The organism is Methylobacterium indicum (assembly GCF_017347565.1).
In the GTDB taxonomy this organism is placed as follows: domain Bacteria; phylum Pseudomonadota; class Alphaproteobacteria; order Rhizobiales; family Beijerinckiaceae; genus Methylobacterium; species Methylobacterium indicum.
In genome coordinates, this window is record NZ_AP024148.1 from 46,003 (window position 1) to 68,218 (window position 22,216).

Sequence of the window (22,216 nt, forward strand, 5' to 3'; positions counted from 1 at the left end):
GCTCCGGCGCCCGTCGCGAAAGCGCCGCCATGGCCCGCCGCCCCTCCTCGTCCCGGAAACCCGCTGCCGCCCGCGCCGAGGCCGCTCCAGGCCCGCGGGTCGACCTCTACCAGCGCATCACCGACACCATCATCGCCCAGCTCGAGGCGGGCCGGGTGCCGTGGGTGCAGCCGTGGGGCGATCTGCCGGGCGCCGCCGCGGTCGGGATGCCGCGCAACGCGCAGACCGGCCGGGCGTATTCCGGCATCAACGTTCTGCTGCTGTGGTCGGCCGGCATGGAGGCGGGTTACCCGTCCCAGCGCTGGCTCACCTTCCGCCAGACCCTCGACCTCGGGGGGAACGTCCGCCGCGGCGAGAAGGGCACGCCGGTCGTCTACGCCAACCGCTTCACCCCGGACCGGGAGCGCGAGCGGGCCAGCCAGGCGGGCGAGGAGGCGCGCTCGATCCCCTTCCTGAAGCAGTACACGGTCTTCAGCGTCGCGCAGTGCGACGGCCTGCCGGAGGACCTGTACGCCCCCCCGCCGCCGCCGCGCGAGGATCTGATCGAGCCGTGCTACCGCGCGCTGATGCAGGCGAGCGGCGTGACCATCCATCTCGGCGGCCAGCGGGCGTTCTACCGCCCGGCCGACGACGCGATCGTGCTGCCGCCGCCGCAATCCTTCCACGAGCCGATCAATTTCCACCGGACCGCGGCCCACGAACTGTCGCATGCGACGGGCGCGGCCCACCGTCTCGCCCGCGATCTCACCAGCCGCTTCGGCAGCGAGGGCTACGCGCGCGAGGAGCTGGTGGCCGAGATCTCGGCGGCCTACCTCTGCGCCAGCCTCGGCATCGTGCCGACGGTGCGCCACGCCGACTACATCGCCTCGTGGCTCGAGGTGCTGCGCGGCGATCCCCGCGCCATCGTGGCGGCCGCTGGCCTTGCCAGCCGCTCGGCCGAGTGGCTGCTCGCCTGCCTGCCGGCGGCATGCGGCTTCGCCCCGGAGACGCCCGAGGCCGACGAAGAGGGCAACGGTGAGGCTGCGGCCGCGGCGGCGGCGGCGCTGCCCGAGCGGGAGGCCGCGTGATGCGGTTCAAGCGGTGGCCCCGGCCGACCCCCTACGAGGACACGTCGCGCAAGCGCGCGGCGTACCGGCGAAAGCGGCAGCGCGAGCAGGAGGCCCTGCCCCTGTTCGCCGAGGCCATCGCCGAGCGACAGCTCTGCGTCGCCGACGAGATGATCCGGCGCACGGGGGATTGGGAGCGCCGGCAGCGGGAGACCCGTCGTCAGCGGTCCGAGGCCTGGCGGCGCGTCCGCGCCCGCCTGGCGGGCCTCGAGCCCAATCGGCGGCGGGCGATCCTGGCCCTGTGGCGGGTCTGCCCGTATCCGGCCGACCCGAGCTATCTCGGCACCCTGCTGCACGAGATCGCGACCGGCCGGATCGATCCGGAGCGGCCGCCTTGGGGCGGCCGCCACACACTCACCCCGCGCACGACGCCGAACCCGGGCAGCTTCGAGGAAGCGTTCCGGCAGATCGGCCAGCGCACGATCGGCGGGGGGCCGAAGACCACCGGCGCCGAGGAGCGCCTGTTCTGCGGCAATCTGGGGTCGGGCCTCCTGTTCCTGACCTCGCGCGTGCGGCTGATCGAGCCGAACGAGAGCTTCTATACCTCCTCGAGCCACCGCCTGCGGGACAGCCACGTCGGCCGGAGCGGGCACTGGGTCGACCTCGAGGTGCGGGGCTCGTGCACCCCGGACGAGCTCGTTCTGATCGCACGCCTGGCACAGGCCGCCGACACGCGCCGGGTCGCCGTCAGACTGGCCGGTCCGCCGTGAGAGTCAGAGGAGCCGCTTCGCGCCTTCGAGGGATCGACAAGTCGAGAGAGGGTCTCGGCCCCTCGAACCCCAGCGAGGCACGCATGACCCAGACCATCCACGATATGACCTTCGAATGCACGGTTCAGGACGGCGAGAGGGTCCTTGCCGCCGCCCAGGGCGAACTCGTGCGCGCGGGCCAGTTCGACACGCCCACCGCCGCAGCGGCGCACCTCGCCGGCGACGTCTCCAAGGCCCTGGTGGTGCTGGTCGACCTCAGCGCCCTGGCGTCGTCCGGCGCCGAGGTCCTGCACATCGCCTGCGCGCCGAGGCGGTGATCCCGGCGCGCGGGACTTGAACCCGCCCCGCCCCTGATCCGTCGGCCCCCTTCGCTCGCGAGGGGGGCCTTCGCCGGTGGAGCGTCACCGGCCTGCGGCGGCGCCAAGGAGAGATCGACATGGGCGAATTCGTGATGACCACCGTGACCGTCGGCGGCCCCCTCGCGGACGGGGAGGCTGTCGCCGGCCTCGCCGCCGCCATCGGCCGCTATTTCGGCGAGGCCGACCGCCTGGTGGACGAGGCTCTGGTCGGGGGCACGCGCCTGATCCTCGAGGACCTCCAGGATCACGGGATGACGCCCGACCTCGACGCCTACTGCCAGGCGCACGGCCTGACCTACAAGCGGGCGTGGTGCGCCCGCAGCGGCGTGTTCGAGGCCGGCCTGCGCCACTGGCGCCCGGGGCTGGCCTACGTGGCGAACGAGGCGGCCGACGACGCCGGCGAGCCGATGATCACCCTGGCGGCCCTGCGCAACGCCCACGAGGCCGGGAAGACCCTGTCCGACCTCCTGGCGCGGCTCGACGAGGCGGCGAGCTCCGCCGTCCCGCCGCTGAGGCTGGTCGGCGCCGGCGGCGATACCGGCACGGCTGCCTGACCCATCCCCCATCGCGGCCGGCGGCCCCCTTCTGGAGTCAGAGGGGGGCTTCGCCTGCGTGAGGGTTTCGAAGTCGACAGAGAGCCGACCGCCCGACACTGGGATGACGTGCCATGATCAAGACCAAGCCCGCCGCCAAGACCACCGCCCGCAGCAGCAACCGCCCCACCGGCAAGATCGTGCTGACCGAAGCGGTCGGGATCCCCTTCGACAAGCTCAGCCTGTCCCAGGCGAACGTGCGGCGGATCGCCGAAGGCATGAGCATCGAGGACCTCGCCGCCGACATCGCCCACCGTGGCCTGCTCCAGAGCTTGAGCGTGCGTCCGGTCCTCGACGAGGCGGGCCAGGAGACCGGCCGCTACGAAGTCCCGGCCGGCGGGCGCCGCTTCCGGGCGCTCGAGCACCTGGTCGCGACCGGCCGCATGGCCAAGACCGTCAAGGTCCCCTGCATCGTGCGCGCGGCCGACAGCGCGATCAGCGCGACCGAGGACTCGATCGCCGAGAACGCGATGCGCGAGGCCCTGCACCCGCTCGACCAGTACCGGGCGTTCAAGGCGCTCGCCGACGCCGGCATGGGCCACGCCGACATCGCCGCCCGCTTCTTCGTCTCGGAGAAGGTCGTGGGCCAGCGCCTGCGGCTCGCCGGGATCAGCCCGGACCTGCTCGAGGCCTACGGCGCCGGCGCGATGACGCTCGAATGCCTGATGGCCTTCTCGGTCAGCGAGGACCATGACCGCCAGGTGCAGGTCTGGGAGGCGCTGAAGAAGCGGGGCGTGGTGAGCAACTGGAGCATCCGCCAGAGCCTCACCGAGCGCACGGTGAGCGTGGGCGACCCCCGCACCCTCTTCGTCGGCGAGGAGGCCTACGAGGCCGCCGGCGGCACGGTCATGAAGGACCTGTTCACGGAGCGCGGCGAGGGCTGGTTCGAGGACGCGGCGCTGCTCGACCGGCTCGCGGAGGCCAAGCTCGCCGAGTTCGGCGAGGAGGTGGCGAAGGAAGGCTGGAAGTGGATCGAGGTGTCGCTGGCGATGATGTCGAGCTGCGTCTACGGCCTGCGCGTCCTGCCAACCCGCTCCGATCTCACCGAGGCCGAGCAGGGCGCCTACGAGGCGGCCCTCGCCGAGCGCGAGCAGCTCGACGAAGACCACGGCTACAGCATCGAGGAGTGGCCCGCCGACGTCGCGCATCGGATGGCTGAGCTCGAGAGGGACATCGCGGCGTTCGAGGCCCGCGCCAGCATCTACGACCCGGCCGAGATCGCGATCGCCGGCGCCTTCGTCACCCTCGACTACACCGGCACGCCGAAGGTGCGCCGCGGCTACGTGCGTCCGGAGGACGAGCCCCGGGCGGAAGCCGAGGCCGCGGTGGAGCAGGATGTCGGCGCATCGGCGCCGGTCCCGGCGATCGGCGAGCCGGCCGCTTCGCCCGCGGGCAGCGTCGCCGCCCCGGTGCCGGCGGTGATGCGCACGGTCATCACGATCGGCGGTGGCGCGGCCCCGGTCGCGCCCGCGGCCGAGCCGGAGGAGGCCGAGCGCCCGCTCACCGAGCAGCACCGGACCGAGCTGACCACCTACCGCACGATGGCGCTGCGCGAGGCGCTGGCCGACGATCCGGGCGCCGCCTTCATCGCGGTCCTGCACGCCATGGTGATCCGGGTCATCGTCTCCGGCTACCGCGCCGCGTCCTGCCTCGAAATCTCGACCAGCTCGGCGAGACCCGACCACTCGGTCCAGGGCCTCGACACCTTCCGGCCGGCCGGCAGCCTTGATGCGAAGCGCGAGGCGTGGGCCCGGCGCCTGCCCGCCGACCACCAGGCGATCTGGGATTTCCTGGTCGACCTGGCGCCCGACAGCCGCACCGAGCTGTTCGCGCTCTGCGCCGGCTTGAGCGTCCACGCGATGCACGTCCCGTACGACCGTCGCACCCCCGAGGCCTTGGCGCACGGCGACAAGCTCGCCGCCCTGGTCGGGCTCGACATGACCCGCGACTGGACGCCGACGGCGGCCAACTACTTCGGCCGGGTCACGAAGGGGAAGATCCTGGCGGCGGTGCGCGAGGCCAAGGGCGAGGACACCGCGCGGCTGCTCGAGGGCTTGAAGAAGGGCGACATGGCGCGCGAGGCCGAGCGCCTGATCGCCGGCACCGGCTGGCTGCCCGAGATCATGCGGACCACCGGGATCACGACCGAGGTCGCTCGGGACGCCGGCGATCCCGTCGTGGCCGGCGAGCCGACGGCGGCCGAGGAGGTTGCGCTGCCAGAGTTCCTCAGCGGGCCGGCGGCGGAGGAGGAGGTCGAGGCTCTTCCGGCCTTCCTCGGCGGCGAGGACGACCCGGCCGATGACGACCACGACATGGGCTACGCCATCGCCGCGGAATGATGGCCCCGGAACGGACACGAGCCGAAGCTTCGTGTCCGTTCCCTCTCGTTTCGGTGGCTCAGGATGAGCATCGTGGAGATGAGCGATGAGTGACACCAGGCCGGTTCCTGCAAACAACCTTGCCCAGGCCCTGGAACACGTCGAGAAGGGCGGGCGCCTCGTCATCCGCACCTGTTTGAATGTCACCGTGATCGATCGCAGGGTGCTGCGGCGCTTCGAGCGTGCGGGCGCCTGGCTCGTCAAGGAGGAGGGTGAGGGCTACCGCCTGCGCCAGGGCCAAGGTTCGGTCTACCTGCTCCCGGGGCTGCTCGAGTACGTGATCGAGTGAGACGCCTCCGTGGACGGATGAACCGGCTGATGGAGACCGGGCATCGGGTCCGTGTGCCGGTTCACAGCATCGCTATCGCTGGCCCGATCATGAGCGTCGGGCCCTTGCCGACATCAGTCTTGTTCCGCATATTGCGGAAACAGCCGTGGAATATCCACGGCAAGGGGTTCCCTGATGGCCTCCGCTGCCTCTCCCACCGCTCTGGAAATCGAGGAACAGGTTGCACGTATCCGCCGCGCTCAGGTCGAAACCGAGAAGTTTGTCGCGGAACAGAAAAAGCTCATGGCCGAAGCCGCGAAGCTGGATCGCGACCGAACCCTTGCCCCCTGGCAGATCGTGGCGACCACCGTTGCGGCAACGGCGGCGCTGATCGGAGGCACCGCAGCCGTCGTCAAGATCTTCTTCCCTTGAGCCCCGACCGGCTGCGCGAGGTGCTGGCCCTGCTGCGTTGGTCACAGCGGGGCCTCGCCGATGCCTTGGATTGCGACGACCGCATGGTCCGCTGGTGGGGCGCCGGTCACGGTGAGATCCCGGCCGATGTCGCATCGTGGCTAGAAACGCTCGCCCGCGCCCACGAGGATGCACCGCCGCCGACGACATGGCGTCGCCGACGACGCCCGGCAACGGCAGCTGTATAACGATTGGCTGTTGAAATCGAAGTATTCGTTCTTCGAATTGGCCTGATCAAAAAGCTCTGGTACGTTAAATTATATCAGCCCGCGCCTCGGGGCTAATCGGAGGCAGGACGCAGAACATGACCATCATCTCCGCCGAGCGCATCGCCACCCGTCGCCAGGGCACCGAGTAAGACAGCTGGTTCGAGCCGAGCAAGGCCGAGCGCGAATTGCGGGCGCGTATCGCCGCGATGAGTGATGACGAGGTGGCCGCCCTCGCAGAGCGGGATCAGGCCTACGCCGCGGCGCGCCTCGACCATCACAGCCTCCAAAAGGACCAAGTCGTCCGCGCCACCGGCCGCGGCGCCCATCACGACAGCCACGGTGTTGAGGTGGTCGACCTCGCGGGCGATTGGCGGGTGGTCGCCGTCGATACCGCAACCGGTCGCATTCACCTCGCGCCCGCCTCGGGCCAGGGCCATAGCGCGCTGGTCCGACCCGAGCAGATCGTCCGCTGATGCCGGCAGGTCCCGCCTACCTCTGGCAGGTCACGCTCAATACGGGCGACGGCCGGCACTCCCTGCGCACCGACGTGACGGAGCAGGCCCTGGTGGTGGCCCGGCCGCTCCTTGACCTTGTTGCCGAGCAACCCGTCGCAGGTCTCGGCTTGGTGCGCTCCGAGCAATACGGCTCGGCGACGATCCTACGCGTGCGAGACGAGGCAGGGCCGCGGTGCGCGATCGGCGTGGCGCTGCGCTCCCGCGGCGCGGCGCAGGTCTGGCAGGCTCTGCACGACGAGGGAATTGCCGCCCTCGCCACCGTGCCCGACAGCCCGCCGGCCGCGCCCTGGTGCGGGTTGGTCCTGGCCGATCGGATGCGCGACCGGCCTCGACCCGAGACAATGGAACTCGTCGTGCTCGCCCGCGTGATCGGGTGGGCCGTGGTGGAGCAAGCAACCTGAAGACCCACGGTCACCCAAGCACGACCCCGAAGCATTGCGAAAGCGTGAGATAGAGTGGAGCCATCGCTTTTAGGCGCGTCCCTTCGGGACCGCGTCCTAGTCGCTTCGCTCCCCGAACCCCGTACCGGGTTTCGGCCCTGCGGGTGACGGCCGCATCGCGCAGCCCTCGGAACCGTCGAGGGCCTGCCTTGGACGCGTCGGCGTGAAACGAGGGGCAACCTGCACCCTCAGGGGGGCGGCCGCGATCAGGAGAGCGCCTTCGGTGCTCTTTGTCGCCCCGGGGCTGCCAGCGCGCTGCAGGCTCTGCGCCTTCGGCTTGACCGGGCCGTCGCCAGCCTGGACCTTGGACTTGATGACATAGGGCCCCCGCGGCTTCGAATTGCTGCGATCGTGCTTGCCGAGCTTCCGCTCGACAGCGAGCCTGGAGCGATGGTCGCGATCGGCGGCCGCCAGCATCGGGTAGTCGTCCGGCAAGCCCCACTTCTTGCGATAGTCGTCCGGCGTCAGCCCGTACAGCCGCAGATGGCGGCTCAGTATCCGGTAATGCTTGCCGTCCTCGAAGCAGACCAGGTAGGTCTCTTGGATCGAGTCGGCGATTTCCGCTTGCGTGAGCGCGCGTGCCGGCGCCTGCGCCCGGAGGTAGCCCGTCTCGATGACGGCCGGCTTCATCGGGTAGTCGTCCGGCAGGCCCCATTTCTTGCGATAGTCGTCCGGCGTCAGCCCGAGCCGCCGCAGATGCTGCTTCAGCCTCCGACACCGCTTGCCGTCCTCGAAGCAGACCAGGAACGTCTCCTGGATGGAGGCGGCGATTTCTGCTCGTGTGCGCCGGCGTCCCGGGTCCCAGTTCCGAAAGTAGTCCCCGGCGACGTAGCCGAGGTCCGAGGCGACGGGGACGATCGGGGTCCCTGGTGCGACCGTGTCGGTATCGCGGTCGGCAGAACGTCTGAGAGCCATGGACACCGAATTACTGAGTGCGGGGAGTTCGGCCGGACGGATCTTGTTGCGGGTAATGTGCGCTTTCAAGACCCGGGCCGTGAAACTGGCGGACAAGTCATTGTCTAAAGTGTGTGGCCGATCGCACCGACGAATCCCTCCGCTGTGATGTAGTCATTCCATGACAGCGCAAGACTCGGCAACAGGTCAATAGCCTTGTCCATTCCGCACAGGAACGAAGGTGTGGAAGGGCGGTCCGTTGTGTCCATCAACCTCCAGTATGAAAAAATAGCCCCGTGACCAGAGAGGAAGAGGAGCCCTGTCGGGATCGAGCCGAGGCGAGGTCGAGAGAGAGACCCGCGGTTCGGCGTGATCCGACAGGGGCTTACGACCGTGAACTTCTCCATCAGCGCCCAGCACTTCCAGTCAGGCACCGCCCTCGCCCCGGCCCCATCGCCGGCCGCGATCCTGGAGGCCGGCACCCGCCTCGCCGAGCACCTCGCGAAGGGCCGTGCCATCGATGCGGCCATCCTCCGGGCGGCCATGGAGGCGGCATGCGGCGGCAGCGACGCCGAGGGCTTCTGGCTGTGGAAGGACGCCTACGAGGCCGGCGAGGTCGCCCAGGTGCTCTTCCTGCGCCGGTTCTGGCCGGCGATCCGCGCCAAGACCGCGGTCGCGCCCGAGCGGCTCGCCATGATCGCCCGGATCGCCGGGCTGCTCCCGACCCAGACCCGGCGCTCCGAGGAGAGCGAGGCGTTCCAGCAATTCTCGACCCCCCTCCCCCTCGGCTACGTCGCCGCCTACGCCGCCATGGTGCGCCCGGGCGAGCGGGTGCTGGAGCCCTCGGCCGGGACCGGCCTCCTGGCGATCCACGCCGAACTGGCCGGCGCGCGCCTCCACCTCAACGAGCTCGCCGCCACCCGGGCCGGCCTGCTCTCGGCGCTGTACCCGGCCGGCGGCGTGACGCAGCTCGACGCCGCGCAGATCCACGATCGCCTCGACGCGGGCGTCGGCGCGGACGTCGTGCTGATGAACCCGCCGTTCTCGGTCGCGGCCGCGGTCGAGGGCCGCTACCGCGATGCCACGGCCACGCACCTGCGCTCGGCGCTCTCGCGGCTCGCCCCCGGCGGGCGCCTGGTGGCGATCACCGGCGAGAGCTTCCGGCCGGACCGTCCCGGAAGTGCCGACGCCTTCAGGGCTCTGGCCGAGCGCGGCGGGCAGCTCGTGTTCTCCGCCGGCCTGGCGGGCCGGGCCTACGCCCGGCACGGGACAACGGTCGACGTGCGCGTGTCGGTCTTCGACCGGATGCCGGCCGGCGCGGCCGGGGCTCCTGCGGCGCCGCTCGGGGTCTGCGCCGACACCGCCGCGCTGCTCGAGGCCGTGATGGCCGGCGTCCCGTCCCGCCTCCCCCTGGTGACGGCCGCGCCCGTGAGCCCAGCGCGCAGCGCCATCCCGGGCTTTGCCCGGCGCGCCCCCGCTCGCCCGGCATCGGCCGCCACTACCACTTCCGCCGCGGCGGCCGCGGCGCCGGCCGGGCCCCTCGCCTACGAGGTGATCGAGGAGCTGCCCGCCATCCTGCACGCGGATGCCGCGCTCTACGAGGACTATGCCCTGGAGACCCTGCGGATCGAGGGCGCCCACCCGCACCCGACCAGCCTCGTGCAATCGACCGCCATGGCCTCGGTGCGGCTGCCCCGGCCGGCCTACGCCCCGCACCTGCCGGCGGCGGTCGTGTCCGGCGGCCTGCTCTCGGATTGCCAGCTCGAGACCGTGATCTATGCCGGCGCGGCCCATACCCGCCACCTCCCGGGCTGGTGGACGCTCGACGAGACCGGCACGAAGCTCTCCGCCGCGGCCCAAGGCGCCGAGGGCGCCGTGCGCTTCCGCCAGGGCTTCTTCCTCGGTGACGGCACCGGGGCGGGCAAGGGCCGCCAGGTCGCCGGCATCATCCTCGACAGCTGGATGCAGGGGCGCCGGAAGGCGCTCTGGATCTCGAAGAACGAGGCGCTCCTCGAAGACGCCCAGCGGGATTGGCGCCACCTCGGCCAGGAGCCGCTCCAGATCGTACCGCTGTCGCGCTTCGCGCCGGGCAAGCCGATCGTCCTGCCGGAGGGCATCCTGTTCGCGACCTTCGGCACCCTGCGCGGGGCCGGGCGCAACGGGTCCGGCTCGCGCCTCGACCAGATCGTCGACTGGCTCGGCGCGGACTTCGACGGGCCGATCGCGATCGACGAGGCGCACTCGCTGGCCAACGCCGCCAGCGGCTTGGGCGAGCGCGGCGTAGTCGAGGCCTCGCAGCAGGGGCGGGCCGGCCTCAGCCTCCAGCACCGCCTGCCCGACGCCCGGGTGCTCTACGTCTCGGCCACCGGCGCGGTGACGGTCGAGAAGCTCGCCTACGCCCACCGGCTCGGCCTGTGGGGCGGCGGCAGCTTCCCGTTCCCGACCCGGGCCGACTTCGTCACCGCCATGCAGCAGGGCGGGCTCGCGGCGATGGAGGTGCTCGCCCGCGACCTCAAGGCGCTCGGCCTCTACACCGCCCGCTCGCTGTCCTATGCCGGCGTCACGGTCGAGATGCTCGAGCACGCGCTGACCCCTGAACAGACGGCGATCTACGACGCCTACGCCGACGCCTTCCAGATCATCCACACCCACCTCGACGCTGCGCTGAAGGCGTCCGGCGTCACCGGCGAGAGCGGCACGCTGAACCGCCACGCCAAGGCCGCGGCGCGCTCGGCGTTCGAGTCGAGCAAGCAGCGGTTCTTCAACCACCTGCTCACGGCGATGAAGTGCCCGAGCCTGATCGCGTCGATCGAGGCGGGGATCGCGGCCGGCCACGCCGCGGTCGTCCAGGTCGTCTCGACCGGCGAGGCGCTGATGGAACGCCGGCTCGCCGAGATCCCGTCCGACGAGTGGGGCGACCTCCAGGTCGACGTCACCCCGCGCGAGTACGTCATCGACTACCTCAAGCACGCCTTCCCGACCCAGCTCTACGAGCCCTACAGCGATGCCGACGGCATCGTACTGTCCCGGCCGGCGCTCGACGCCGACGGCCAGCCGATCCAGTGCCGCGAGGCGGTCGAGGCCCGCGACGGCCTGATCGAGCACCTGTGCGGCTTGAGCCCCGTGCAGTCGGCCCTCGACCAGATCCTCCACCACTTCGGGACCGGCGCCGTCGCCGAGATCACCGGCCGCTCGCGCCGGATCGTGCGACAGGCGGGCTCGGACGGGGTCGACCGGCTCGTGCTCCAGAACCGCCCGGCGGGGGCCAACCTGTCCGAGACCCAGGCCTTCCAGGACGACGAGAAGCGGATCCTGGTGTTCTCGGATGCCGGCGGCACGGGGCGCAGCTACCATGCCGACCGCGGCGCGAAGAACCAGCGCCTGCGCGTCCACTACCTGCTCGAGGCCGGCTGGAAGGCCGACGCGGCCGTGCAGGGCCTGGGCCGGACCAACCGCACCAACCAGGCGCAGGCTCCGCTGTTTCGCCCGGTGACGACCAACGTGAAGGGCGAGAAGCGTTTCCTCTCGACCATCGCGCGGCGCCTCGACACCCTCGGGGCCATCACCCGGGGCCAGCGCCAGACCGGCGGCCAGGGCCTGTTCCGCCCCGAGGACAACCTCGAGGGCCCCTACGCCGCGACCGCGCTGCGCCAGCTCTACTGGGCGATCGTGCGGGGCGAGATCGAGGGATGCTCGCTCCAGGAGTTCGAGGCGTCGACCGGCCTCTCGCTGACCTCCGACACCGGGGCGGTGCACGAGGAGCTGCCGCCGATCGGCCGCTTCCTCAACCGCGTGCTCGCGCTGCGCATCGCGATGCAGAACCGCCTGTTCGAGGCGTTCGAGGAACGGCTGGCCCAGGTGATCGAGGGGGCGATCTCGGCCGGCGTCTACGATGTGGGGGTCGAGGTCCTGACGGCGGAATCCTTCAAGGTCACCGCCCGCGAGGTCGCCTACACCCACCCGGCGAGCGGCGCGCATACCCGCCTCCTGACCATCACCGAGCGCCGCCGCCTCCAGCCGCTCGATCGCGCCGGCGCCCTCGACCTGATCGCGGCCGGCTTCCGGCCGGTCGTGAACGCCACGACCGGCCGGCCGGGGCTGATGGGGAAGGCGGCGAGCGAGACGCGCGAGGACGGCTCGGTGGTGGAGCGGGTGCGGCTGGTGCGCCCGCTCAAGCGCCAGCTCTTCGACCGGGCCCAGTACGCCCGGTCCTCGTTCGAGGAGGTGCCGGCCGAGGCCTTCCTGGCCGCCTGGGAGGCGGAGCTGGCGGCCCTGCCGGAATTCGACGAGCGAACCCTCTACGTCGTCACCGGCCTGCTCCTGCCGATCTGGGACCGCCTGCCCGGTATCGACATGCGCGTTTTCCGCCTCGTCACCGACGACGGCGAGCGGATCGTCGGGCGCGTGGTCGACCCCCACGACCTGCACGTCACCCGCGAACGGCTCAACCTCGGCGCCGGACCGGCCATGGACCCGGCCGAGGCCTACGCGGCGGTGCATGGCGGGCGCACGAGCCTCCAGCTCTCCGGCGGGCTCCAGGTGCGGAGAGTGAGAGTGATGGGCGAGCACCGCATCGAGGTGATGGGTGCGAGCGAGAGCGCGCGGGCCGGCTTGAAGTCGATCGGGCTGTTCTCCGAGGTGATCTCGTTCCGCACCCGCCTGTTCATCCCCGTCGGGGAGCGCGGGCCCTCGATCCTGGCCGCGATGATGGAGCGACATGCGCTCTTACGTTGCGTCGCCGCCGCCGCTCACGCTCAATGATCGAACCTGTCGGAGGCTGACCATGACGACCCGTCCCACCCTCGCGGACCTCTCCCGCCAGCTCGCCGACCGCGCCGAGGCGTTCTGCCGGCGCTACCTGTCGAACGGCTACCGCTCCGGCCGGTTCTGGTGCGTCGGGGACGCCTACAACTCCGAGGGGGCATCGATGTATGTCCGCCTCACCGGGCCGAGCACCGGCAAGGGCGCCCGCGGCAAGTGGACCGATGCCGCGACCGGCGAGCACGGCGACCTCCTCGACGTGATCGCGCTCCAGAACGGCAACCGCTGGAAGGAGGCCCTGGCGGAGGCGAGGGCGTTCCTCAGCCTGCCCGAGCCTGCGGTGCCCGAGCCGGCCCGCAACGTCTCGCCCGCCTCCGATACGACCGAGTCCGCCCGGCGGCTGTGGGGCTACGGCCGCTCGATCGCCGGCACCCCGGCGGCGGCCTACCTGCGCTCACGAGGCCTCGAGCATGCCGTCGGCGAGCCCTCCTTGCGCTTCCACCCACGCTGCCTGTACCGGCCATCCCAGAAGGAGCCGGGCCCCGACACCTGGCACCCGGCCCTGATCGCCCGCATCACCGACCTGTCGGGCGCCGTCATGGGCGTGAGCCGGACCTGGCTCGCTCCGGACGGGCGTGGCAAGGCCGCGCTGCGCGACCCGCGGCGGGGGCTCGGCCAGCAGCTCGGCCACGGCGTGCGCTTTCGCGGCACGGTCCCGGATCTGATGGTGGCCGGCGAGGGTGTCGAGACGGTGCTGTCACTCAAGCTCCTCCTGCCGGCGGTCCCGCACGTCGCCGGTCTCTCGGGGGGGCACCTCGGCGCCCTCATCCTCCCTCCCGGCCTGCGCCACCTCTACATAGCCCGCGACGCCGATCCAGCCGGCGAGCGCGGTGCCGCGATCCTGCGCGCGCGCGCCGAGGCCGCCGGCGTGCTGGTAAGCTACCTCGACCCCCGCGAGGACGACCATAACCGCGACCTGTGCCACCTCGGCCCGCGGGATCTCGCCCTGCATCTCGCGCCCCAGCTCGACCCGAACCACGCGGTGGCCCATCTCCGGTTCGAGGACGGGGAGGCGGCTGCCGCCTGAGGGCGGTGTCTTGGTAGGGTTTGACTCGCTTAGACATACGGAAAACAGGTGTTTTCCGACATCCAAGATGGCCAGCGGGGCATGTTGGCTGAGGCCTGAGAGCGCGTATGGGTCTGCTCCCGACCCTATCCGGTCATGCCCCGATCGATCCGTGGGGGGATCGGACAATTAATATCCCCCTAGGTCGTCTTCTACGTTGGCCTCTTTGCAGGGCAGGAAAAGCATATTATTATCTCTATGATTTAAATCATCCAACAGAACATTGAGATATAAAATGCAAATCGGCAATTTTGTCGCCATCGTATTGATGCTGCCCTTCGTCATGGTAGTTTGCGTGATAATGTCTAATGCTGGAACTCCCAATCCACCTCACGCGGGCGCGACAGCAATTCTTCTAATAATCAGCACTTTTACAATGTTGGGTAGCTTTATATATGTAATTGTAAAAAATGCGACATATTTGAATGATGTGTTTCTTATTCAGTGGTCATATAGGCACCCCATCGCTTTCAGATGCACACTTGCGATTTTGTGTCTCGTAGTTGTGCTTGTATTTTCTTTTTTGTCCAAAAAACATACGCCATTGCAAAAAGAAACACGTTTGAGCCTGATTTTTGACACGGCGATGTAAACCGTTGTCACGTCTGCTTCCCACCCCGTGCAGTCATCCCGCATACCAGGCTCAGGTGTACGGCAAACAAGTGTTTTCCGCACATCCAATATGGCCGGCTGTGTATATGGGCTGGACCCTGACGGAGGCCTCCAGGGGCTGCTTTCGACCGAGGCTGTGTGAAAACTCGGGTACGCCCTGAAATCGTGGAACAATCTTCCATATTGCTGGGTCCGAGCATCCTGGGTGGCCGCCGAGATGCCGACAAGATGCCCTTACTAGGGTTGTCTAGAGTGCAGCAGGGAAGATCCTTCTATAGGGGCTGTGTTTTCACACAGCCTCCACCCTTTCCCGATCCTTGGAAGGTCCGCTTTGGGGCGACTTCGTGGATGCCAGCCTACGACCGAAGCGGGTTGGAAGCAGAATATCAAATTTTAGGTTGGCCGAATTCGAGAGCAGATCTCCACCTGAGTGATGCTGTCGATAGCTTTACGACAGGTCCCTAGAGAGAGCTGGCATCTATAGGTAAAAACAAGGTGATACGAATGAAAGTGCTTCATATTTTCGGCATTATCGCACTTGTTTATTTCACGTTGTACTCAAGTTCGAGCGAAGCTTGTAGGCATGTCCTGCCGGGCGCGGGATCCAAATCAAACGAAGCGAATTTTTCCTACTTCGACCATGTCGTCGTCATAGAAGCGATCGAAATCGGGCATTCACACCTAGTATCCATGCCAGACCGCAATCCCAGGGAATATGCGAGATTGCGAGTTATAAAATCGTACAAGGGCAATCTTCCAAGAGAATTCGTAATTCTAAATAATTCGAGCGATACATGTGGTTATAGCTTTATAGAAGGCGAAATGTTTCTGGCATTTTTTGATGCCAGATCCTCTGCATTAAAGATAGCGGAATATCCTGAATTGCCGTTTCTGACTACAGGCCTATATAATACTTCGACATCGCAGATGATCCGGGTATCGGATCAATCTGTTGCGGACAAAATCATCGCGGATGCGAAGCAACGTTAAGCGACGCGGTTGGTCAGGGCGCACCACTATCAAGGCAAGGGTAAAAAAGTTCCGCTTTCTGGAACTAAGCATTCACGCCTCTACAACAAGGTTGGGTCGGAGGCGGAACGTCCTCTTGCGGGCGGTGAGCCAATCTCCGCTCCCCACCCCATGCGGTCATGCCGCATCTCAGGCTCGGATGTCGGAAACCATGTGTTTTCCGACACCCGAGATCGCTGGCTAGGCGACCTATCCCAAAGACCATTACCTACGCCGCCCAGCGGTCCAAAGTCGCCAAGAGCCTCAGCCATCCGGCACGGCATCGGCAAATGGCACGATCATCACAGGCTGCCCGTGCTCGTCGGCGATGTCGAACGAGCAGTCGAACCAGTCTCGCACACTATCCAAGCGGGTCCGGGTGATCAGGTCCAACGCCATTTCCAGCGCATGCTCTCGTGCCGCGGAGCTATCTGCCAGCTCATCGCCCTCGTAGTCCTCTGCGAGACCGCTCGGACCGGGATGGTGCCTCACGTGGAAGAAGTAGCGTGCCATCGTCAGGCACCTCCAATCAGCCGAGCGTACTCGGCCTCGGCCACGCCGTAACTGCCGTCCGCCAGCTGCTCCAGCTTGTTCCGGTCGAGGATCTGGATGCGCTTGCGCCTACTCTTAATCCGCCCAGCCCCCTCCAGGTTCTGCAGCGCCAGTGTCACGCCCGCCCGCTGCACGCCCAGCATCATCGACAGGAACTCGTGCGTCATCGTCAGCTCATCGCCGTCCACCCGGTCGTGGCACATTAGCAACCAACGCGCGAGCCGGCCCTCGATGTTGAGGGAAGCGTGTGCGTGGGCGGTCAGCGTGGCCTGAACCATAAGGGTATGGATGTAGCGCAGCATAACTTCCCGTAAGGTCGTGCTTTCTCGCACAGCAGCGCGTATTTCAACGGCGCCGATCATCAGAACTTCGCCGGCCATCTGGATAAATGATCGATGGGGCGTGCAGTCGGAAGCCAGAAGCACCGGGGCAGCACCGACTAAGCCCTCAGGTCCAATCAATCCAATTTCGATATGCCTTCCCATGGTTGCGGTAGCTACTGAGATAAAGCCGACCTCAGGGAAGTAAAGTTCCCGGACTGGAACATTCGCCTCGATCATCTCTTCGCGCAGTTGCGTCGTCATGGGTTCGAGGTGCGGCTGAAGCAGCGCGAAGTCGGCAGGAGCGAGTGCTCGGAGCAGACGGTTGCGGGTGGTGGCTTGTTGGATCTGTGACACGGCGCTCTCTCAAGGTGCGGCAAGGGTACAGGCACCCTCAAGCCCTGAGCCAAAGCATGATCAGCTTGAGAGGAGCCCATACGGTGAAGACCACAACAAAATACATCACATATCCAAACGTAATAACAACACGAACAAACATAGATCATACCGCCGCGCTTAGGTTTTGACTCGTTGGGGTTTTCACCGGCTTGTGGAGGTGATTCACTGCCTCCCTGGACCGGGGAGGAGCCTGTGACGCGAGCCGTCGAGATCCGGAGTGACGTGGCCACAGCCACCGAGCTCCGGCAGCAAGCCAAGCGGGAGCCGCGTCGGCGGACAGCTCTGCGCCTGCTGGCGGTCGCCAACGCGCTTGATGGCATGAGCCGGGCGGAAGCGGCGCGGGCCGCTGGCATCGAGCGACAGGCGCTGTGCGATGCCGTCAAGCGCTTCAACGCCGAGGGCCTCGCCGGTTTGATCGACCGCCCGCCCGGCCGCCGGCCAGAGCGTCTGAGCGAGGGCGAGCAGGCGGTGCTGGTCCACCACATCCTGCGGGGGCCCGATCCCGACCGGGGCGAGCCCGCCAGCTGGACCCTGCCGGACCTGTGCCGCTTCATCGAGGCCCGCTTCGGCAAGACCATGCTGCCCCAGTCGATGTCGCGCCTGGTGCGCCGGCTGGGCTTGTCGAAGCAGAAGACCCGCCCGGTTCACCCGCAGCGCGACGCCAAGGCTGCGCAGGCCTTCGCAAAAAGGGGCTCCGCGCAGCTCTAACGAGCGCCGCCGAGGCCCATCCCGGCCGGCAGATCCGTCTCTTCTTCATGGACGAGGCTCGGGTCGGGCAGAAGGGGCGCAGCGGCCATCGCTGGTGGATGCGCGGCCAGCGTCCGGCGGGACGCTGCGACGGCCGCTTCCAGTCCGCTTACATCTTTGCCGCCGTCGAGCCGCAGACCGGCTCGGCGTTCGGTCTGGTGTTGCCGCGCGTCTCGACCGAGGCGATGAGCCTGTTCCTGGCGCAGTTTGCGGCCACGCTCGAGCCGGACACGCAGGCCGTCGTGGTGCTGGACGGGGCAGGCTGGCACATTGCCAAGGATCTGCGCGTGCCCGACGCCGTGACGCTGGTGCGGCTGCCCGCCTACAGCCCCGAACTCAACCCGGTCGAACGCATCTGGCTGTACCTGCGCGAGCGCTTCCTCTCGGCACGCGTCTTCCCCGACTACGAGGCCATCCTCGACGCCTGCTGCACCGCCTGGAACGCACTCACCGCTGAGCCAGAGCGCGTCCGCTCCATCGCAAACTTCCCATACATCGCACGCGTCAATGCTTAGGCGCGGCGGTATCATACATAACATTCATTTATAACAAATGTTATATCCAACCTGATGGCAGGGCTTTTTTGTACGAAATAACACCAAGAGTCGTTCGGCGCTTAATTAATCTGGGTCAATGGCCTAAGAACAGCCCGTGTTCTTGGGAGAGCCACACGCAACCAGAGGCGCTGACGGCGCCAAAGGAGACGCCCGTGAGGTCCGACAGTAAGCCCCCTACGATCCTGCTCGTCGAGGACGATGCGCTCGTCGGATTGGACCTCGGCGAGGCCCTTGCACAGGCTGGCTACCGTCTTGCCGGACCAGTCGCCACCCTCGCCGAGGCCACCGCGCAGATAGGCCGGAGCACTCCCGACTTTGCCGTCGTTGATGTGCGCCTCAAGGATGGGCTGAGCACCGAGCTGGCGTGCGAGCTGCGTCGGCGCGGCGTGCCGTTCCTCGTCCACTCGGCCTGCCGTCGTGACAGCTTCCTCTGCCCCGAGCTACGGGAGGCGCCGTGGCTCGCCAAGCCGGCTTGGGCTCCCGACGTAGTTGCAGCAGTCCAGGATCTCGGACGCATGGGAGCACATCCATGAGCAGTGGCTTGGAGCAGGTCAGCGGGGTGCGTTGCGCATCGAGCGCTGGAAGCAGACACCACCACCCGCTCGTCCGGAAGCTCGCGCGGCTCGCACCGCTGACGGAGGCTGACGCAGCCGCCCTCAGCCATTTGAGCGCGGGCATGCGCCAGGTCGCAGCCCATACGGATCTCGTTCATGAGGGTGATCCTCTCACCGAGGCGGTTCTTGTGTTGCAGGGCTTCGCCATCCGCTACAAGCTGCGCGACACCGGCGCCCGCCAGATCCTCGCCTATCTCGTGCCGGGCGACCTGTGCGACCTGGACGCAGCGTTGCTGGGCGAATTGGATTACACGATCAGCACGCTCTCCGCCGGCTTCGTTGCTCGCATTCCGCGGGAGACCCTCTCTGATATCCTCGAGCAGCACCCGAACGTCGCTCGTGGGCTGCGCCTGAGCAAGCTGATCGAGGAGGCGACCACCCGCTGTTGGCTGGCGAATGTCGGCTGTCGCTCCGCCCTCGAACGCGTGGCGCATCTCCTGTGTGAATTGCAGGTGCGGCTCCAGACGGTCGGGTTCACGACGGAGAACGGCTACGAGTTCCCGATCACGCAGCAGGACCTGGGCGACACGGTTGGCTTGTCGAACGTGCATGTGAACCGCACACTGCGCGCCCTGCGTGAGCAGCACCTGATTGGCTGGCACAGCAAGCAATTGACGATCTTGGACCTGCCTCGCCTTCAAGAGATTGCCGAGTTCAAGCCGAACTATCTGCGCGCGACCGCCGATTATACACAATTATTTCTCTGATTAGCCGCACAATTAACTGAATGATAAGCCGGTGAAACGAGGGCTGCACAGCCAATTTCTTATCCGCAAAAGCCCAGTGCACGGAGCCATAACGACGCCAAGCTTCGGCGAGATAGTGTTTGTGCTCAGCCCCTACGCAGCCAGTGCCCTGATCTCTTCACTCTTGGCCCGAGCGGTCGGTTTCCGACCCTTGTAGCGGCTCTCGCCCATGGCTTGGCGATGCCCTCGCACCGGCGCTCCAGCATCAATCTGCGAACGAGGCCATGATGGTGTTGTCCGTCATGGGACCTTCCTGGCCAGTGACGGTCACCGGCCATGCCCTGTCCGGAACCGACCGGTTCTGGACAGGACGGCCCATCCTGTTCAAAACCTAGCTTCTGCAAGTTCCGGACAGGTGTCCAGTTCCGGTCAGGGTTTTCGGACGAAACTGCTTCATGCCGCGCACCTTCGCCTACCTCCGCGTCTCGACCCCTGGCCAAACCACCGACAACCAGCTCACCGAGATCCAGGCCGCCGGCTTCACCATCGAGCCGCGCCGCCTCGTGACCGAGACCGTCTCGGGCTCCACCGCGGTCGGGCAACGCCGCGGGTTCGCCCGCCTGCTCGACAGGCTCGAGGCGGGCGACGTCCTCGTCGTAACCAAGCTCGACCGGCTCGGCCGCAACGCCATGGACGTGGGCGCGACCGTCGCCAAGCTCGAGGAACTCGGCGTGCGGGTCCACTGCCTGGCGCTGGGTGGGGTCGACCTGACGAGTTCGACGGGCAAGCTGACGATGGGCGTGATCAACGCGGTCGCGGAGTTCGAGCGCGATCTTCTGATCGAGCGGACCCAGGCCGGGCTGAGCCGGGCGCGGGCGGAAGGCCGGCGGCTCGGCCGGCCGGCCAGTCTCACCGGCGAGCAGCGCGCGGAGGTCGCGCGCCAACTCGGCGAGGGTACGAGCGTGTCGGCCCTGGCGCGGAGCTTCAAGACCAGCCGGCAGACCATCCTGCGGATCAGAGACGCGGCCGTACCGGCCTGACCGCCCCGGCATCTCGCCCGCAACAGCTGAATGTCACAGCAACGCGCATCGACCTTCGCCGTAGAAAATATACGACAAACTCTGTCGGATTGACGGCATGTGTGGAAACGGGATTTGAGAGGTTTTCCGCACATGCTCGCAGGGTATGCAGGATAGGGGGGTCTTAGCGGCCCCCCGGCTGCGCCGGACTGTCCGCTCGGGTGATGTCCGTTTGCTTGCCTGTCCGTTGGTTCATACCTCCCTTGCGGACATATTTGGCGAGCCGTGGCAGTGTCCACTGCGGCATGCTCCGAAGGACGGCCGGAATAACGAACGATCCTCGAAGCGCCGCGCCTGCGATCCATAATGATGGTTTGCAGACGATCCGCTTGCAGCCTGATGGGCTAGTTCCATGCTCAATCCACGCACGCCTGTCGGTCTGCAGTCCCGCTCGCTGCACGCGCAGGCGTGGGTCGAAGCTTATCCCCTAATCGACAGACAGCTTTCACCGCTGGGGTTGGAGGCCATAGCGGCTCTTGCACCCTCGCCAGGAGCCACAGTGCTCGACATCGGCTGCGGCGCAGGCCAGACCCTCGGCCAACTCGCCGAGATCGTGGGAGCCAGCGGCCGGGTCATCGGCGTCGATGTGGCTGAACCACTCATCGCCATAGCCGCCCAACGCACACGCTCTCTTCCAAATATTAGCGTAATCGAGTCCGACGCCCAGACGATCGACCTGCCGTCCGAGAGCGCGGATGCGGTCTACTCGCGCTTTGGCGTCATGGGCTTTGCCGATCCTGTCGCGGCCTTCACCAACTTCCGCAGGATGCTCCGTCCGGGTGGGAGGCTCGCTTTCGTCTGCTGGCAGGCGTTGGACCAGAACGAACTCGATCACCTGCCGCTCACCGCCGCTGGTATCCCCGGCGTGAGCGATGATGCCCCCTTCAGCTTCGCCGATCCGCGCGTCATTGACGGCGTCCTGGGACAAGCAGGTTTCGAGGGTATCGGGGTTCGCGCCCACAGCGCGAGAGTGTCGAGCGGCGATCTCGATGCGATGACCGAGGTGCTTCTCAAGGTCGGCTCGCTCGGAAAGACCGTGCGCGAGCACTCGGCCCTGCGGGCGGATGCAGAACCACGATTACGGGCGGCATTGGCAAAGCTCGGCGACCACGCGCAGGTCAGCCTTACGGCGTCGGTTTGGATCGTGACGGCCCACGCCCCGTGACGACACTCACGCGGAGATGATAGATAGCTACGGCTGCTTAAGGCGGAAGGCAGGCTTCGGCTACACGCCTGTAAGCAGACGTTCCATTTCGAACCCAGACCAGTCGATCTGACAGTTAGGGGTGTCATGCAAGCCCCTATTCGTCAGCCCCATGAGAATTTCGGCGTAGACAGTTTGTAATCCTTTAGGTCAGAGGCTTAGCTAAGATCGTGGAGCTATCTCCGTCCATTGGACTATAGCCTTGAGTCATGTAGAACCGCTGCGCCGTCTTCGTACTTTCTAGCCGACACACGACGATCCCACGTTCGGCGCTGACATCCTCCATCGCCTTGAGGAGTGCGGTGCTAACCCCCTGATGTCTGGCTTCCGGCGCGACGTAGTTAAGCAGGATCATCCCCCCTGCGTCGACCATGCCTACCCCGATGATATCTGCTTCGCGCTCAGCTACCAGGAGCGACGCGCCCGGCTGCGACAGCCAGATCAGCCAACTGTCGGGGGTTTTATTGGCTGTCCATGCCGCGATAAAGGCTTGATCACCGCCGTGATCAGCGTGGCAGAGTTCGGCGATCGAGCGCCGGAGAACGCGGCTACCCGCCTCGGCGTCGGTAGGTGTGGCAAGGCGCACTTTCATGAGTCAATCATCTCAG

General features: G+C 67.3%; 21 protein-coding genes and 1 pseudogene. 18 read left to right on the forward strand and 4 right to left on the reverse strand.

Going from position 1 to position 22,216, the window contains the following annotated elements; genetic code table 11:
* Positions 1–29: 29 nt before the first annotated feature.
* The 9 genes from miv_RS32220 to miv_RS32260 all read left to right on the forward strand — a co-directional run bounded on the left by miv_RS32220 (position 30) and on the right by miv_RS32260 (position 7,010).
* Positions 30–1,067 carry an ArdC family protein gene (locus tag miv_RS32220; RefSeq protein WP_207184096.1) on the forward strand — a complete coding sequence of 346 codons (1,038 nt, stop codon included), beginning with the start codon at positions 30–32 and terminating at the stop codon, positions 1,065–1,067.
* Positions 1,067–1,816 carry a hypothetical protein gene (locus miv_RS32225; RefSeq protein WP_207184097.1) on the forward strand — a complete coding sequence of 250 codons (750 nt, stop codon included), beginning with the start codon at positions 1,067–1,069 and terminating at the stop codon, positions 1,814–1,816. The genes miv_RS32220 and miv_RS32225 overlap by 1 nt, the downstream gene beginning before the upstream one ends.
* 83 nt (positions 1,817–1,899) lie before the next feature.
* Complete coding sequence (locus miv_RS32230; RefSeq protein WP_207184098.1) at positions 1,900–2,133, forward strand: hypothetical protein; 234 nt, start codon at positions 1,900–1,902, stop codon at positions 2,131–2,133.
* Positions 2,134–2,252: 119 nt separating this feature from the next.
* A complete protein-coding gene (locus miv_RS32235; protein WP_207184099.1) occupies positions 2,253–2,729 on the forward strand; it encodes a hypothetical protein in 477 nt (158 codons plus the stop codon).
* 113 nt (positions 2,730–2,842) lie between these two features.
* A complete protein-coding gene (locus tag miv_RS32240) occupies positions 2,843–5,107 on the forward strand; it encodes a ParB/RepB/Spo0J family partition protein (protein WP_207184100.1) in 2,265 nt (754 codons plus the stop codon).
* Between the two features lie 85 nt (positions 5,108–5,192).
* Complete coding sequence (locus miv_RS32245; protein WP_207184101.1) at positions 5,193–5,435, forward strand: hypothetical protein; 243 nt, start codon at positions 5,193–5,195, stop codon at positions 5,433–5,435.
* Between the two features lie 174 nt (positions 5,436–5,609).
* A complete protein-coding gene (locus miv_RS32250; RefSeq protein WP_207184102.1) occupies positions 5,610–5,846 on the forward strand; it encodes a hypothetical protein in 237 nt (78 codons plus the stop codon).
* A 454-nt stretch (positions 5,847–6,300) separates the two neighbouring features.
* A complete protein-coding gene (locus tag miv_RS32255) occupies positions 6,301–6,567 on the forward strand; it encodes a hypothetical protein (protein ID WP_207184103.1) in 267 nt (88 codons plus the stop codon).
* The gene (locus tag miv_RS32260; RefSeq protein WP_207184104.1) at positions 6,567–7,010 is read left to right on the forward strand and encodes a hypothetical protein; all 444 of its coding nucleotides are present in this window, start codon (positions 6,567–6,569) and stop codon (positions 7,008–7,010) included. The genes miv_RS32255 and miv_RS32260 overlap by 1 nt, the downstream gene beginning before the upstream one ends.
* Positions 7,011–7,106: 96 nt before the next feature.
* Here miv_RS32260 and miv_RS32265 read toward each other — a convergent pair whose 3' ends face one another.
* Positions 7,107–8,060: a MucR family transcriptional regulator gene (locus miv_RS32265; RefSeq protein WP_207184105.1), complete on the reverse strand. Its 954-nt coding sequence runs from the start codon at positions 8,058–8,060 to the stop codon at positions 7,107–7,109.
* 276 nt (positions 8,061–8,336) lie between these two features.
* Between miv_RS32265 and miv_RS32270 the strand changes: the two genes are divergently transcribed.
* From miv_RS32270 to miv_RS32280, 3 genes are all read left to right on the forward strand, one after another.
* Positions 8,337–12,704: a strawberry notch-like NTP hydrolase domain-containing protein gene (locus tag miv_RS32270; RefSeq protein WP_207184106.1), complete on the forward strand. Its 4,368-nt coding sequence runs from the start codon at positions 8,337–8,339 to the stop codon at positions 12,702–12,704.
* A 22-nt stretch (positions 12,705–12,726) separates the two neighbouring features.
* Positions 12,727–13,791 carry a DUF7146 domain-containing protein gene (locus miv_RS32275; protein WP_207184008.1) on the forward strand — a complete coding sequence of 355 codons (1,065 nt, stop codon included), beginning with the start codon at positions 12,727–12,729 and terminating at the stop codon, positions 13,789–13,791.
* 1,155 nt (positions 13,792–14,946) lie between these two features.
* Positions 14,947–15,432 carry a hypothetical protein gene (locus miv_RS32280; RefSeq protein ID WP_207184009.1) on the forward strand — a complete coding sequence of 162 codons (486 nt, stop codon included), beginning with the start codon at positions 14,947–14,949 and terminating at the stop codon, positions 15,430–15,432.
* A 282-nt stretch (positions 15,433–15,714) separates the two neighbouring features.
* Here the strand turns inward: miv_RS32280 and miv_RS32285 are convergent, their stop codons facing one another.
* Both miv_RS32285 and miv_RS32290 read right to left on the reverse strand, forming a co-directional pair.
* On the reverse strand, positions 15,715–15,963 hold the full coding sequence (locus miv_RS32285) for a DUF6894 family protein (RefSeq protein WP_207184010.1): 249 nt from the start codon (positions 15,961–15,963) through the stop codon (positions 15,715–15,717).
* Positions 15,964–15,965: 2 nt separating this feature from the next.
* Complete coding sequence (locus miv_RS32290; protein ID WP_207184011.1) at positions 15,966–16,679, reverse strand: Crp/Fnr family transcriptional regulator; 714 nt, start codon at positions 16,677–16,679, stop codon at positions 15,966–15,968.
* A 264-nt stretch (positions 16,680–16,943) separates the two neighbouring features.
* On the opposite strand from miv_RS32290, the gene miv_RS32295 reads away from it, so the two are divergent.
* The 6 genes and pseudogenes from miv_RS32295 to miv_RS32320 all read left to right on the forward strand — a co-directional run bounded on the left by miv_RS32295 (position 16,944) and on the right by miv_RS32320 (position 21,569).
* A complete protein-coding gene (locus tag miv_RS32295) occupies positions 16,944–17,429 on the forward strand; it encodes a winged helix-turn-helix domain-containing protein (RefSeq protein ID WP_158004083.1) in 486 nt (161 codons plus the stop codon).
* Between the two features lie 17 nt (positions 17,430–17,446).
* A pseudogene (locus miv_RS32300) lies at positions 17,447–17,983 on the forward strand (IS630 family transposase); the annotation flags it as partial.
* Positions 17,984–18,177: 194 nt separating this feature from the next.
* On the forward strand, positions 18,178–18,558 hold the full coding sequence (locus miv_RS32305) for a response regulator (protein WP_207184012.1): 381 nt from the start codon (positions 18,178–18,180) through the stop codon (positions 18,556–18,558).
* Positions 18,555–19,346 (forward strand): Crp/Fnr family transcriptional regulator, encoded by a 792-nt coding sequence (locus miv_RS32310; RefSeq protein WP_207184013.1) that lies wholly within the window; start codon positions 18,555–18,557, stop codon positions 19,344–19,346. Before miv_RS32305 ends, miv_RS32310 begins: the two co-directional genes overlap by 4 nt.
* Positions 19,347–19,780: 434 nt before the next feature.
* On the forward strand, positions 19,781–20,365 hold the full coding sequence (locus miv_RS32315; RefSeq protein WP_207184014.1) for a recombinase family protein: 585 nt from the start codon (positions 19,781–19,783) through the stop codon (positions 20,363–20,365).
* A 391-nt stretch (positions 20,366–20,756) separates the two neighbouring features.
* The gene (locus miv_RS32320; protein ID WP_207184015.1) at positions 20,757–21,569 is read left to right on the forward strand and encodes a class I SAM-dependent methyltransferase; all 813 of its coding nucleotides are present in this window, start codon (positions 20,757–20,759) and stop codon (positions 21,567–21,569) included.
* Between the two features lie 184 nt (positions 21,570–21,753).
* On the opposite strand, the gene miv_RS32325 is transcribed toward miv_RS32320, so the two are convergent.
* Positions 21,754–22,200, reverse strand: coding sequence for a GNAT family N-acetyltransferase (locus miv_RS32325; RefSeq protein WP_207184016.1), 447 nt, complete (start codon positions 22,198–22,200; stop codon positions 21,754–21,756).
* Positions 22,201–22,216: the final 16 nt, after the last annotated feature.